The sequence below is a fragment of the Roseicitreum antarcticum genome, from assembly GCF_014681765.1.
GTDB classification, from domain to species: domain Bacteria; phylum Pseudomonadota; class Alphaproteobacteria; order Rhodobacterales; family Rhodobacteraceae; genus Roseicitreum; species Roseicitreum antarcticum.
The window spans coordinates 1,077,592-1,090,669 of the sequence record NZ_CP061498.1; the positions used below are offsets into that span (position 1 = coordinate 1,077,592).

The 13,078-nt window shown below is 64.0% G+C and carries 13 protein-coding genes; 8 read left to right on the forward strand and 5 right to left on the reverse strand.

Features of this window, described 5'->3' with window-relative positions:
• Positions 1 to 59: 59 nt before the first annotated feature.
• The 4 genes from H9529_RS05205 to H9529_RS05220 form a co-directional block, all read right to left on the reverse strand.
• The gene (locus H9529_RS05205) at positions 60 to 302 is read right to left on the reverse strand and encodes a hypothetical protein (protein WP_223814304.1); all 243 of its coding nucleotides are present in this window, start codon (positions 300 to 302) and stop codon (positions 60 to 62) included.
• The gene (gene sufB / locus H9529_RS05210; protein WP_092891694.1) at positions 299 to 1,813 is read right to left on the reverse strand and encodes a Fe-S cluster assembly protein SufB; all 1,515 of its coding nucleotides are present in this window, start codon (positions 1,811 to 1,813) and stop codon (positions 299 to 301) included. The genes H9529_RS05205 and sufB overlap by 4 nt, the downstream gene beginning before the upstream one ends.
• A 72-nt stretch (positions 1,814 to 1,885) precedes the next feature.
• Positions 1,886 to 2,929 carry a cysteine desulfurase family protein gene (locus H9529_RS05215; protein WP_092891696.1) on the reverse strand — a complete coding sequence of 348 codons (1,044 nt, stop codon included), beginning with the start codon at positions 2,927 to 2,929 and terminating at the stop codon, positions 1,886 to 1,888.
• Positions 2,926 to 3,384: a Fe-S cluster assembly transcriptional regulator IscR gene (locus H9529_RS05220; protein WP_092891698.1), complete on the reverse strand. Its 459-nt coding sequence runs from the start codon at positions 3,382 to 3,384 to the stop codon at positions 2,926 to 2,928. Before H9529_RS05220 ends, H9529_RS05215 begins: the two co-directional genes overlap by 4 nt.
• A gap of 197 nt (positions 3,385 to 3,581) precedes the next feature.
• Here H9529_RS05220 and H9529_RS05225 point away from each other — a divergent pair, with 197 nt between their 5' ends.
• From H9529_RS05225 to H9529_RS05260, 8 genes are all read left to right on the forward strand, one after another.
• Positions 3,582 to 4,241: an alpha/beta hydrolase gene (locus H9529_RS05225; RefSeq protein WP_092891700.1), complete on the forward strand. Its 660-nt coding sequence runs from the start codon at positions 3,582 to 3,584 to the stop codon at positions 4,239 to 4,241.
• Positions 4,242 to 4,392: 151 nt separating this feature from the next.
• Positions 4,393 to 5,607, forward strand: coding sequence for an NADP-dependent isocitrate dehydrogenase (locus tag H9529_RS05230; protein ID WP_092891702.1), 1,215 nt, complete (start codon positions 4,393 to 4,395; stop codon positions 5,605 to 5,607).
• Between the two features lie 488 nt (positions 5,608 to 6,095).
• Positions 6,096 to 6,833, forward strand: coding sequence for a M48 family metalloprotease (locus H9529_RS05235; RefSeq protein ID WP_223814305.1), 738 nt, complete (start codon positions 6,096 to 6,098; stop codon positions 6,831 to 6,833).
• Positions 6,834 to 7,022: 189 nt separating this feature from the next.
• The gene (locus H9529_RS05240; protein ID WP_092891704.1) at positions 7,023 to 7,352 is read left to right on the forward strand and encodes a DMT family transporter; all 330 of its coding nucleotides are present in this window, start codon (positions 7,023 to 7,025) and stop codon (positions 7,350 to 7,352) included.
• 252 nt (positions 7,353 to 7,604) lie between these two features.
• Positions 7,605 to 9,425 carry a translational GTPase TypA gene (gene typA, locus H9529_RS05245; protein WP_092891706.1) on the forward strand — a complete coding sequence of 607 codons (1,821 nt, stop codon included), beginning with the start codon at positions 7,605 to 7,607 and terminating at the stop codon, positions 9,423 to 9,425.
• A 226-nt stretch (positions 9,426 to 9,651) separates the two neighbouring features.
• Positions 9,652 to 10,281, forward strand: a complete 630-nt coding sequence (locus H9529_RS05250) for a LysE family translocator (RefSeq protein WP_092891708.1) — start codon at positions 9,652 to 9,654, stop codon at positions 10,279 to 10,281.
• Positions 10,278 to 10,736 (forward strand): pyridoxamine 5'-phosphate oxidase family protein, encoded by a 459-nt coding sequence (locus H9529_RS05255; protein WP_092891710.1) that lies wholly within the window; start codon positions 10,278 to 10,280, stop codon positions 10,734 to 10,736. The genes H9529_RS05250 and H9529_RS05255 overlap by 4 nt, the downstream gene beginning before the upstream one ends.
• A 301-nt stretch (positions 10,737 to 11,037) precedes the next feature.
• Positions 11,038 to 12,006 (forward strand): Gfo/Idh/MocA family protein, encoded by a 969-nt coding sequence (locus H9529_RS05260; protein WP_092891712.1) that lies wholly within the window; start codon positions 11,038 to 11,040, stop codon positions 12,004 to 12,006.
• 307 nt (positions 12,007 to 12,313) lie between these two features.
• Here H9529_RS05260 and H9529_RS05265 read toward each other — a convergent pair whose 3' ends face one another.
• Positions 12,314 to 12,925 carry a riboflavin synthase gene (locus H9529_RS05265; RefSeq protein ID WP_092891714.1) on the reverse strand — a complete coding sequence of 204 codons (612 nt, stop codon included), beginning with the start codon at positions 12,923 to 12,925 and terminating at the stop codon, positions 12,314 to 12,316.
• Positions 12,926 to 13,078: the final 153 nt, after the last annotated feature.

Sequence of the window (13,078 nt, forward strand, 5' to 3'; positions counted from 1 at the left end):
CTTCCCAACATCATCGCCCGTCCAAGCGGGCGCCGTTTCCTGATTTCATCTGCCCAAGGTCAGCGGTTGCGGCGCATCTCGCGCCCGGCCAACGCCCACCCCAGAAACAACTGTACAAACATCCCCACCGCAATCGACCCGCCGACACCAAGCGGCGTCAGAACCGACAACCCGATGATCAGCGGGACTGACAAACACAGCGCCACCAACACACCCGTCAGCATCGCGCGGTTGTCCGCCTTCAATCCGCGCCCGACATCGCCCCTGAAATTGGCGGCCAGATCCCGGATTGCGGCCATCACCCGACAGACCCTTCAAGGCTGATCGCCACCAAGGCCTGCGCTTCCATCGCGAATTCCATGGGCAGGGCCTGCAACACTTCCTTGCAGAACCCGTTGACCACCAGCGCCACGGCCTCTTCCTCGTCCATCCCGCGCGAGCGGCAGTAGAACAGCTGATCGTCATCCACCTTGGATGTCGTCGCCTCATGCTCGACCCGGCTGGACGCATTGCGCACCTCGATGTACGGCACGGTATGCGCGCCGCATTGGTCGCCGATCAGCAGGCTGTCACACTGGGTATAGTTGCGCGAATTCGACGCCTTGGGGTGCATCGACACCAGCCCGCGGTAGGTGTTCTGCGCATGGCCCGCCGAAATCCCCTTGGACACAATGCGCGAGCGGGAATTCTTGCCCAGGTGGATCATCTTGGTGCCGGTATCGGCCTGTTGCCAGTTGTTGGTGATGGCGATCGAATAGAACTCGCCCGACGTATCGTCGCCGCGCAGGATGCATGACGGGTATTTCCACGTCACCGCCGACCCGGTTTCCACCTGCGTCCACATCACCTTTGCCCGGTCCTCGCGGCAATCGGCACGCTTGGTGACGAAGTTGTAGATGCCGCCCTTGCCGTCCTCATCGCCGGGATACCAGTTCTGCACGGTGGAATACTTCACCTCGGCATCTTCCAGCACGACGATTTCCACCACCGCCGCGTGCAACTGATGCGTGTCGCGCTTGGGCGCGGTGCAGCCTTCAAGGTAGCTGACATAAGACCCCTTGTCGGCGATGATCAGCGTGCGTTCAAACTGCCCGGTATTCTCGGCATTGATGCGGAAATAGGTGGACAACTCCATCGGGCAGCGCACGCCGGGCGGCACATAGACAAACGACCCGTCCGAATAGACGGCAGAGTTCAGCCCGGCGAAATAATTGTCGTTCTGCGGCACGACACTGCCCAGATACTTGCGCACCAGTTCGGGATGCTCGCGCACGGCCTCCGAGATGGAGCAGAAGATCACCCCTGCCTTGGCCAATTCATCCTTGAAGGTGGTGCCCAGCGACACGCTGTCAAAGACCGCATCCACCGCAACCTTGCGCGGTTGCTCGGCGCCTTCGACGCCCGCCAGCAGCATCTGTTCTTGCAACGGAATGCCCAGCTTGGCGTAGGTTTCCAACAGCTTGGGGTCCACATCGTCCAGCGACTTGGGCTTTTCCAGCATCGACCGCGGCTTGGCATAGTAATACTGGTCCTGATAATCGATCTCAGGGTAGTTCAGCATCGCCCATTCGGGCTTGTCCATGGTCAGCCAGCGCCGGTAGGCCGCCAGTCGCCATGCCAGCAGCCATTCGGGTTCGCCGTTCTTTTCCGAGATCAGGCGCACGATGTCCTCGTTCAGCCCCTTGGGCGCGAAGTCCATCTCAATGTCGGTTTCCCAGCCATGTTTGTAGGTGCCGGACATGGATTGCACGGTTTCAACCGTTTCGCGGTCCACGCCCTCACGGACATCCAGTGCAGTTTCTGTAGCAGCCATGTCGTTTCCAATCCTGTCAATCGTCGTGTCGCGCGTATCAAACGCGCCAGTCATGTGTCTCGTGCCGGACGTTTACGCGGCCCGCGCGCGGAATTTACGGTGGCAGGCGCCCCATGCGTCGGCGAAACGCAGCGCAGCCTCCCGTGTCGTGCCCGGGCCGATGGACACCCGGATCGCCGAGGCCGCAACCCCGGCGTCGTGGCCCATCGCCGCCAGAACCGGGCTGGCCCGCAGCTTGCCTGACGAACAGGCCGACCCCGCCGAGACGGCAAAGCCAGCAAGGTCCATCTGCATCACCTGCGTCTCACCCTTCCAGCCGGGTGTTGCCATGCAGATCGTGTTGGGCAGGCGCGCGCCATCATTGCCGATGAAAATAGTCATTGGGGCGTGGGCGTCCAGTGCCGAAACTAGAATATTTCTAATTTCCGCGACTTCCTCCCAGACACCATTGGCCAGATCTTCCGCCGCCGCCTGCGCCGCCGCCCCGAAACCCGCGATGCCGATGATGTTCTCGGTTCCCGCACGGCGCCCCATCTCCTGGCCGCCGCCCCGGATCTGCGCGGGCACGTCCAGCCCCCGGCGCAAGATCAGCGCGCCCACGCCCTTGGGGCCGCCCAGCTTATGGGCCGAAACCAGCCCCATGTCACAGCCCAACCAGTTGAAGGCCATGGGCAACTTGCCGAAGGCCTGGGTCAGGTCGCTGACCGCAAGGCCCTGCGGCAGGTCTTGCACGATGCCGGTTTCCGAATTGGCCAGTTGCAGCGTGGCGCGGCCCGGGTCGGGCACGGTGACACGGCCCTGCCCGTCAACGCTCAGGTCCGGGGTGATCCACGCCGCCACAGCGTCATGTTCGACCGCCGCGCCCGACAGGCCGCGCCCGGCCAGCGCCAGCCCCGCCGCCTCGGTCGCCGAGCCGGTAAAGACAATGTCCGCGCCGTCCGCACCAATCGCGGCGGCGACCTGCGCACGCGCGCGTTCCATGATTGCCTTGGCGCCACGGCCTTCCGCGTGGATCGAGGACGGATTGCCCACCACATCCATCGCCGCCAGCATGGCCGCGCGGGCCTCGGGGCGCAAAGGCGCGGTTGCGTTCCAGTCCAGATAGGCGCGTGTCATTCGTCCACCACCTCGAACAACACGGGCACCGCAGGGCACGGGGTCAGCGCATTGCCTGCCACATCCGACAGCCGGGTCTGGTGCAAGAAAACATAGACATGGGCGGACAACCCCTCCCACAGGCGGTTGGTCAGCGACTGCGCGCGGCTGCCCGACACCGCCCCCGTAGCCCCGCCGCCGGTATGCATGGCGCTGACGGTCTCATCCACTGCCGACAACACCTCGGATACGCGGATCGCATCGGCCGGGCGCGCCAGCCGGTAGCCACCGCCGGGCCCGCGCACGGAATCGACCAGCCCGGCGCGGCGCAGCTTCACGAACAGCTGCTCCAGATAGGCCAGCGACACATCTTGCTTGCGCGAGATCTCGTTGAGCGAGGTCAGCGCCCCGTCAGGCGTCTGCGCAAGCTGCACCAGCGAGATCATGGCATACCGGCCTTTCGTGGATAATTTCACCTGCAAAACCCTTTCAAAGCGTGCGCCTTGCGGCAAAATGATTGACGTATCGGGCTTAGCTGCTTACTTGCGTGCAGCTGGAGACACATACTCCACGCCCAACATTAGAATAGTTCTAGGTTACCCGACCGCTTCTGTCAACATTGTGTGTGACGCAGCGCCATATCGGGGGCCAGACATGACAACAAGGCTGGTTCATGCCCGAAGTGATATTTCCCGGCCCCGATGGCCGACTAGAAGGCCGCTATCATCCCCAACCGAAACGAGACGCGCCGATTGCCGTCGTGCTGCACCCCCACCCGCAATTCGGCGGCACCATGAACAACAAGGTGGTCTACAACCTGCACTACGCCTTTTATAACATGGGCTTTTCGGTGTTGCGCTTCAATTTCCGCGGGGTTGGCCGCAGCCAGGGCGAATACGATCAGGGCATTGGCGAATTGTCAGATGCCGCTGCCGCTCTGGATTACCTGCAAACCATGAACCAGAACGCCCGGCATTGCTGGGTCGCGGGTTTCAGCTTTGGCGCCTGGATCGGGATGCAACTGCTGATGCGCCGCCCCGACATCACGGGGTTCGTGTCGGTCTCACCGCCTGCGAACATGTATGATTTCAGCTTCCTTGCGCCCTGCCCGGCCTCGGGTCTGGTCATCAACGGCACAGCGGACCGCATCGCGCCCCCGCGCGACACCGAGGTTCTGGTCGGCAAACTGCACGAACAGAAGGGAATCACCATCACCCATACGCAGATCGAAGGTGCCGATCACTTCTTCAAGGACGAAGAGGCGCATATGGCCCCGATGCTGGATCATGTGTCCGAATACGTCAAACGCCGCCTGACCGAGGCGACAAGATAACCGGCTGCGCCGCGCGTTCCAGAACGCGCGGCTTTTTACCGTATACAACGGCATACAGCACTAGGCATCCGCGCCGGGATCGGCTATGACACCGGCAATCTGAACCATCCCAATTCAGGCCCCACCGGGGCCAAATTCAGGAGCGCGCCCCATGACCAAGATCAAGGTAGACAACCCGGTCGTCGAACTCGACGGCGATGAAATGACCCGCATCATCTGGGATTTCATCAAGCAAAAGCTGATCCTGCCCTATCTGGACATCGACCTGAAATACTACGACCTGGGCATCGAGGAACGCGACCGCACCGACGACCAGATCACCGTGGATGCCGCCGAAGCAATCAAGAAATACGGCGTCGGCGTCAAATGCGCGACCATCACCCCCGATGAAGACCGGGTCGAGGAATTCGGGCTCAAGCGGATGTACCGCTCGCCCAACGGCACGATCCGCAACATCCTGGGCGGCGTGATCTTCCGCCAGCCGATCATCTGCCAGAACGTGCCGCGCCTGGTGCCGGGCTGGACGAAACCCATCGTCGTGGGCCGCCATGCCTTTGGCGACCAATACCGCGCCACCGATTTCCGCTTCCCGGGCAAGGGCAAGCTGACGATCAAATTCGTCGGCGACGATGGCGAAGTGATCGAGCGCGAGGTGTTCGACGCCCCCAGCGCCGGTGTCACCATGGCGATGTACAACCTCGACGATTCGATCCGCGATTTCGCGCGCGCCTCGATGAACTACGGCCTGATGATGGGCTGGCCGGTGTACCTGTCCACCAAGAACACCATCCTCAAAGCCTATGACGGCCGCTTCAAGGACCTGTTCGCCGAAGTGTTCGAGGCTGAATTCGCCGACAAGTTCAAAGCCGCGGGCATCACTTATGAGCACCGCCTGATCGACGACATGGTCGCCTGTGCGATGAAATGGAACGGCGGTTATGTCTGGGCCTGCAAGAACTACGATGGCGACGTGCAGTCCGACACCGTGGCGCAGGGCTTCGGCTCGCTGGGCCTGATGACCTCGGTCCTCATGACCCCCGATGGCAAGACCGTCGAGGCAGAGGCCGCGCACGGCACCGTCACCCGCCACTACCGCCAGCATCAGGCGGGCAAGGCGACCTCGACCAACTCCATTGCGTCGATCTTCGCATGGACCGGCGGGCTGAAGCACCGCGCCACGCTGGACGACAACGCGCAACTGCTGCGCTTTGCCGAAACGCTGGAAAAAGTCTGCGTGCAGGCCGTGGAAGATGGTTTCATGACAAAAGACCTGGCCCTTCTCGTCGGCCCCGATCAAAAATGGATGACCACCATGGGCTATCTGGAAAAGGTGGACGAATACCTTAACAAAGCGCTGGTCGGCTAAACCCGCGCCGCCGCGAAGTTGAACGCCCGGACCGCAAGGCCCGGGCGTTTTGCGTTGAAGCGGGCGGCGACACAGCGCGCTCCCCTTCCCCCGATTGCGGGCCAGTAAGCCCCGTGTGTGACCCCCGCGCGGACCCCGAAAAGCACCGCTTCTCCCCGTCCCAGCCGACCAAACCTGCCGCCCTGCGCGTTCAGGCCAACAAGACCGAAGAGCCTGCACGACCAAAGACCAACCCGATGAAAAGAGCGGCCCGATGAAAAGAGCGGCCCGATGAAAAGAGCGGCCCGATGAAAAGAGCGGCCCGATGAAAGGCCCAAACCACCAACGGCCAGCGCACCCCATACCCCGGCCCCGCCCCCGGCGGGCGCATGGCGCCAACACCCCGATCACCGTTTTCTGACATGCACCCGAATTGCCCGCAGCTCCGGCAGGCTATATACCCACGCAGCCACACCCGCAGCCATACCCGCAGTGAAAGCCCCGCGCCCATGATGTACACCTCCGCCCTGCGACGCGCCCTCCGGCTGATCCCGGCCATGGCCGTGGCGCTCGCCCTCGCGGCCTGCGACGTGGCCCCCGCGCATCTCGCCAGCCCGCCGCCCTTGGGCGCGCGCGACACGGCCAGCCGCAGCGGCACCGGCTTTGCCGCCGTGGTGGCCCGCATGAAACCCGTGTCGGAACAGATTTGCCGCGAACGCACCCCGCAACTGGATTGCACCTTCATCGTGGTCGTAGATGACCGGGCGGGCCAGCCTCCGAACGCCTTTCACACCCGCGACGCGCAGGGCCGCCCGCTGATCGGTTTCACCACAGCCATGATCCGCGAGGCCAATGACGAGGAACTCGCCCTGATCTTCGGGCATGAGGCGGCGCATTACCTGGCGGGCCATCAGGCGCGGATGCGCGAAAGCGCCACCACAGGTGCGCTGGTCGGCGGGCTTCTGGCCAGCCTGTCCGGGGCAGATCAGGCGACGGCGCAGCGGCTGGCCAACATCGGCGCCGGCGTCGGCGCGCGCAGCTATTCCAAGGATTTCGAGCTGGAGGCAGACCGCCTCGGCACCGTCATCGCCTGGCGCGCGGGCTTCGACCCGCTGGTCGGCGCGCAGTTCTTCCGGCGCAGTCCAGACCCCGGCAACCAGTTCCTTGGCACGCACCCGCCCAACCCCGACCGGCTGCAACTGATTGCGCGCACTGTCGCCAACCTGGAAGCGGGCCTGCCGATCTGACGGCACTGACCGACGGGCGCGGACGCTGCTGTCAAACAACTGTCACACATGCTGAAGTATCTGACGCAGCATCTGGCCCAGTGCCGGGGCGTCTGATATCGGGGTCCGCTCATGGAACCGCCGGGGCCCCTGTCCCCGTTGCGGCCCCCACATGCGCGGGCCGCACGCACAATATAAGGAACCATCAACATGCACTGGCTGTTTCTTCTGGGCGCCATTGTCGCGGAAACCATCGCCACCAGCGCGCTGCATGCCAGCCAGCAATTCACCCGCCTCGGGCCATCGGTGATCGTGGTGGTGGGCTATGCGATCTCGTTCTTCCTGCTGTCGATGACGCTGAAATTCATGCCCGTTGGCGTGGTCTATGCGCTGTGGTCCGGCATCGGCATCTGCCTGATCGCGCTCATCGCCTATCTGATGTTCGGCCAGAAGCTGGACCTGCCCGCCCTGCTGGGCATGGGGCTGATCTTGTGCGGCATCATCGTCATTCAGGTCTTCTCGAAAACCGCGACGCATTGACAGGGTGGCGAATAAAGGCCGCTGAACCCTTCCGGGGCGGCAAATCATTCCCATCAGCACGCTGAGCGCGCGGGGGGACACGACCACCCTCACGGTTCCCGAACAAAAGACCCCTGACGCAGACACAAACGGCAATCTGTCAGGCAGCGCCGGTACCTCCCCGCCACGCAGCCGCACTGTCACGCAACAAACACTGGCCTTTTGGCCCACAACACGCTATCGCGCAGGCGCAGCATAAAAGGCAGACGACTTATGGACCTTCGCAATATTGCGATTATCGCACACGTGGACCACGGCAAGACGACGCTGGTGGACGAACTACTGAAACAATCCGGCGCATTCCGCGACAATCAGGCCGTGGCCGAACGGGCCATGGACAGCAATGATATCGAGCGTGAGCGCGGCATCACCATTCTGGCGAAATGTACCAGCGTCGAGTCGCAGGGCAAACGCATCAACATCGTCGACACCCCCGGCCACGCCGATTTCGGCGGCGAGGTAGAGCGTATCTTGTCCATGGTGGACGGCGTTGTCTTGCTGGTCGATGCGGCCGAGGGCCCGATGCCCCAGACGAAATTCGTGACCGCCAAGGCGCTGGCACTGGGCCTGCGCCCCATCGTGGTGCTCAACAAGGTGGACAAACAGGCAGCCGAGCCCGATCAGGCGCTCGACCTGGTGTTCGACCTGTTCGCCAACCTCGGTGCCGACGACGATCAGCTTGATTTCCCTGTGCTTTACGCCTCGGGCATCAATGGCTGGTGCGACAAGACACTGGACGGCCCGCGCAAGGGCATGACCGATCTTTTCGACCTTATCCTCAGCCACGTCCCCGCGCCCAAACAGGTCGCGGCACGCCATGAGCCGTTCCGCATGCTGGCCACAACCCTGTCGGCCGACCCGTTCATCGGGCGCATTCTGACCGGCCGCGTCGAATCCGGCACGCTGAAAGCGGGCGAGACCATCAAGGCATTGTCGCGCGATGGCGAGAAGCTGGAGCAGTTCCGCGTCTCCAAGATCCTCGCGTTCCGTGGCCTTGGCCAGCAGCCCATCGAGCTGGCCGAGGCAGGCGACATCGTCACGCTGGCGGGCATGTCGAAGGCCACCGTGGCCGATACGCTGTGCGCGCTCGAACTCGACGTGGCGCTGCCCGCGCAGCCCATCGACCCGCCGACCATCAGCGTCAGCTTCGGCATCAATGATTCGCCGCTGGCGGGCAAGGACGGCGCCAAGGTGCAGTCCCGCGTCATCCGCGAGCGTTTGATGAAAGAAGCAGAGCTCAACGTGGCAATCAAAGTCACCGACACGCCCGGCGGCGACGCCTTCGACGTGGCCGGGCGCGGCGAATTGCAGATGGGCGTTTTGATCGAGAACATGCGCCGCGAAGGGTTCGAACTGTCGATCGCCCGCCCCCGCGTGCTGTTTCGCGAAGTAGACGGCCAGCGGCTGGAACCCATCGAGGAAGTCACCATCGACGTGGATGACGAATACACCGGCGCGGTGATCGAAAAACTGACCGGCCCGCGCAAGGGTGAACTTGCAGAGATGAAGCCTGCAGGCGTCGGCAAGACCCGGATCATCGCCTATGTCCCCTCGCGCGGGCTGATCGGCTATCACGGCGAATTCCTGACCGACACGCGCGGCTCGGGCGTGCTGAACCGTGTGTTCCACGAATGGGCACCGCACAAAGGGGCCATTCCGGGCCGCCGTGCGGGCGTTCTGATCTCGATGGAAGACGGGGTTTCGGTGCCCTACGCGCTCTTCAACCTCGAAGACCGGGGGCGCATGTTCATCGGCGCGCAGGAACCTGTCTATCAGGGCATGATCATCGGCGAACACAGCCGCGAGAATGACCTGGAAGTGAACCCGCTGAAAGGCAAGAAGCTGACCAACGTGCGCGCCAGCGGCACCGATGAGGCAGTCCGCCTGACCACGCCGATCACCATGACGCTGGAACAGGCCATCGCCTATATCGACGACGATGAACTGGTCGAAGTGACGCCAAAGGCCATCCGCCTGCGCAAACGCCACCTGGACCCGCACGAACGCAAACGCGCCTCGCGCGCGGCAGGCTAAGGCAGGCTAAGGCAGCCGAAGCCCCCCGCCGGAATGACAAAAGCCCCCGCACCCCGGGGGCTTTTTCGTATGCGCTTGCCGCAGCACCGCCGCGCTGCGCGGTGGCTCTCACGGTCGCCCCCCTTGCCCGGTCACGCGCCCGGCCCGGCAACCACCCCCGCAGGCCACAAGCCTTGCGCCCAGCGGCATCTGACCTAGACTGCATCCGTCAGACTGGAGGTCCGCAATGCCCACCGAGATCATCATCGTCGTTACCGTGCTGGCGCTCTACGCCGCGATTGTCGTCAGCCCGGGCCCCAATTTCGCATTGGTCTCCCGGCTGGCGATCTCAGGCGCGCGCCGGGCTGCGGTGGGTGCGACGATCGGCATGGCCTGCGCCGCCACGTTTTACGCGGTGCTCAGCATGTCCGGCCTCGCCCTGCTGCTGACCCGCATTGGCTGGCTGGCCGGGGCCGTCCAGATCGCGGGCGGGCTGTTCCTCGTCTACCTCGGGGTCAAAAGCTGGCTCTACCGCCCGGCGCCGGATGACGCGGACACGCTTGCACCCACGCAAGACAGCTTTGCCCGGGGCCTGCGGCTGGGCATTTTGGTCAATCTCGGCAACCCCAAGGGCATTGCGTTCTTCATCAGCCTTTATGCCGCGACCATCCCCCCGGGCACCTCGACGGGTGCCAAAACCGCAATCCTGGCCGGGGGCTTTGCGCTCGAAGTCCTGTGGTACGGGCTGGTTGTCTGGCTGCTGTCAACCGAACCGGCGCGCCGGGCCTACAGACGTTTCGGCATCTGGATCGAACGCGCGATGGGGACGTTCCTGATCTTGTTCGGCATCCGGCTGATCTTGGAGAAACGCACATGAGCGCAGGTTCCAGCGCGCCAGAAAAGGCGGTTCTATGCTGGCTGGCGACCGTGGACGCCGACAACAGGCCGAACGTGTCACCAAAGGAAATCTATGCGCAAACCGGCGCGGACCGCCTTGTGATCGCTGACATCGCGTCAGCACGCAGCGTCCGCAACATCCGGGCGAATCCGGCTGTCTGCGTCAGTCTGATCGACGTGTTCTTGCAACGCGGCCGCAAACTGGAAGGCCAGGCCGAAATCATCGCGCCCGACCATCCCGGCTTCACAGAACTTGCGGCCCCCCTTGTGGCGATGACCGGTGGCAAATTTCCCATCCGCCATGTCATCAGCCTGCACATTGCGCGCACCACGCCGATCCTGGCGCCAAGCTACCGGCACACCCCCGACCGCAGCGTGGCAGACCTGCAAGCCGACGCCTACCAGACCTACGGCGTGCAGCCGATCCAGAAGTAACGGCGGCCCCCGCCGCGCGATCCCCGCGCCCCATCTGCGGAACGGCGAACCGGGCGGCGGGATGATTGCAGAACGACGCGGCTGGGCCAAAGCACTGGCCCACCCGGCAGCAGCTCGGTCCCCGGCGGGCGTCCGTGGCTTTTGCTTCCGCAGCCCCCAGACCAGGATCACCAAGACACACCCGCTGCGCTTTTTGTCCCGCCGCCCCTTTCACACAGCGCCGCCGCCCGCTACCGTAACCGCACAAGGGGCGTCCCGGGGCAGCCCGGCACGCATCGCAACAGCGGGAGAACGACAAACCATGACCAGTACCATCCGATGGGGCATTCTTGGCGCCGCCAAGATCGCACAGACGCAGGTTGCCCCGGCGATCCAGGCCGCGCGGGACGCCACGCTGGCCGCGCTGGCCACCAGCACCCCGGCAAAGGCCGCGCCCTTTGCCGCCCTCGCCCCCGGCCTGACGGTCCACGACAGCTACGACGCCCTCCTTGCCGACCCGGACATCGACGCGATCTACATCCCGCTGCCCAACCACCTGCATATCGAATGGACGCTGAAGGCCATCGCAGCGGGCAAGCATGTGTTGTGCGAAAAACCCATCGCGCTGCAAACCGCCGAGATCGACCAGCTCATCGCCGCGCGTGATGCTGCGGGCGTTGTCGTGGCCGAGGCCTTCATGGTCGCCAACCATCCGCAATTGCACAAGGTGCGCGCGCTGCTGGACGCAGGCGCCATCGGCCGCCTGTGTCACATCGAGGGCGCATTCACCTATAACAACCCCGACCCCGCCAATATCCGCAACAATGCCGAAGCCGGCGGTGGCGGCCTACGCGACATCGGCGTCTATCCCTGCATCACCGCACGTCTGGCCACCGGGCAAGAGCCGACTGCCCTGCGTGCCGACATCCAGTATGAGGGTGGCGTGGACACTTTTGCCCGCGTCTGGGCCGACTTCGACGGCTTCACCATGTCGTTCTATTGCGGCATGCGGCAGGGCCGTTACCAACACATGCTGTTCCACGGCAGCGACGGCTGGATCAGCCTCTCGGCGCCTTTCAACGCCCAGGCCTATGGCGATTGCCGCGTCGAATGGCAGGAAGCCGACGGCATCACACGGATCGAGCGGTTCAATTCCACCGCCCAATACACCGATATGATCGAGGCTTTCGGCGACGCCATCCGCACCGGCGCGCCGCTTGCCTGCCCGCTGGAGGTATCACGCGGCAATCAGGCGATGATCGACGGCATCTTCGCCGCCGGGGACGCCTAACGGGTTGATGCGGGGCTTTCCCCGCATCAACATCACCCTGTAGCACGTTGTTTCTATTTTGTTTTAACGCGTTTCCTTGCGTTGCATGACCCCCGCCCGGATGCCCGCCAAGCCAAGGCATCCGGGCGCTTTGGCGCGGGCAAGATGCGGCAAAACCCGCGCGATGGGGGCTCCCGCCCAAGGTCTGACAGACCACCTTTTGCGAGGCATGGCCCGGGCATCACCCGGCCCCTGCGAAAACCCCGGATCCGCGCGGGTCGCCTGCATCAGGAACGGACGCAGCACCCTGACGCCAGCGGAAATCCCCTCAGCCGTCCGCCCGCGCCCAGTCCTGCAAGCGCGCGACATACCGCGCAAGGGTGTCGATTTCCAGGTTGATCAGATCACCCACCTGCGTCGTGCCCCATGTCGTCACCGTCTTGGTATGCGGGATCAGGTTGACGCCAAAGGTCGCGCCCGCCACCTCATTCACCGTCAACGACGTGCCGTTCAGCGCGACCGACCCCTTGGGCGCGATGAAGCCCGCCAGCGCATCCGGGGCGCGGAACTGCATGCGGGTGCTGTCGCCCTCTACCGCGATCAGCGTGACCTCGGCCACGCCATCCACATGGCCCGACACGATATGCCCGCCCAGTTCATCCCCGACCCGCAGCGCGCGTTCCAGATTGACCGGCCGGCCCACCGCCCAGGCAGGCAGGTTGGTCTTCGACACCGTCTCGCCCGAAATCTGCACGTCAAACCAGTTCTGACCGCCCTCCGTTCCGCGCGCGATCACCGTCAGGCAGACCCCATCGCACGAGATGGACGCGCCGATATCCACCGCGCCCGTGTCATAGTGCGTGCCGATCCGCGCGCGCAGGTCGCCCGCCTGTTCCAGCGCCACAATCCGTCCCACATCGGTGATGATCCCAGTAAACACGCGCCGCTTCCTTTCTGCTGATACCTCCGTCCTGATCTATCCCGCGCGACGCCCCCCGGCAAGCATCCGCCATAGTCGCCTGTTCCGCATGCCTTATTTATGACGCATCGCCAGAATATTGTGTTAAATATGACAGTATCAAACAGGCCCGGC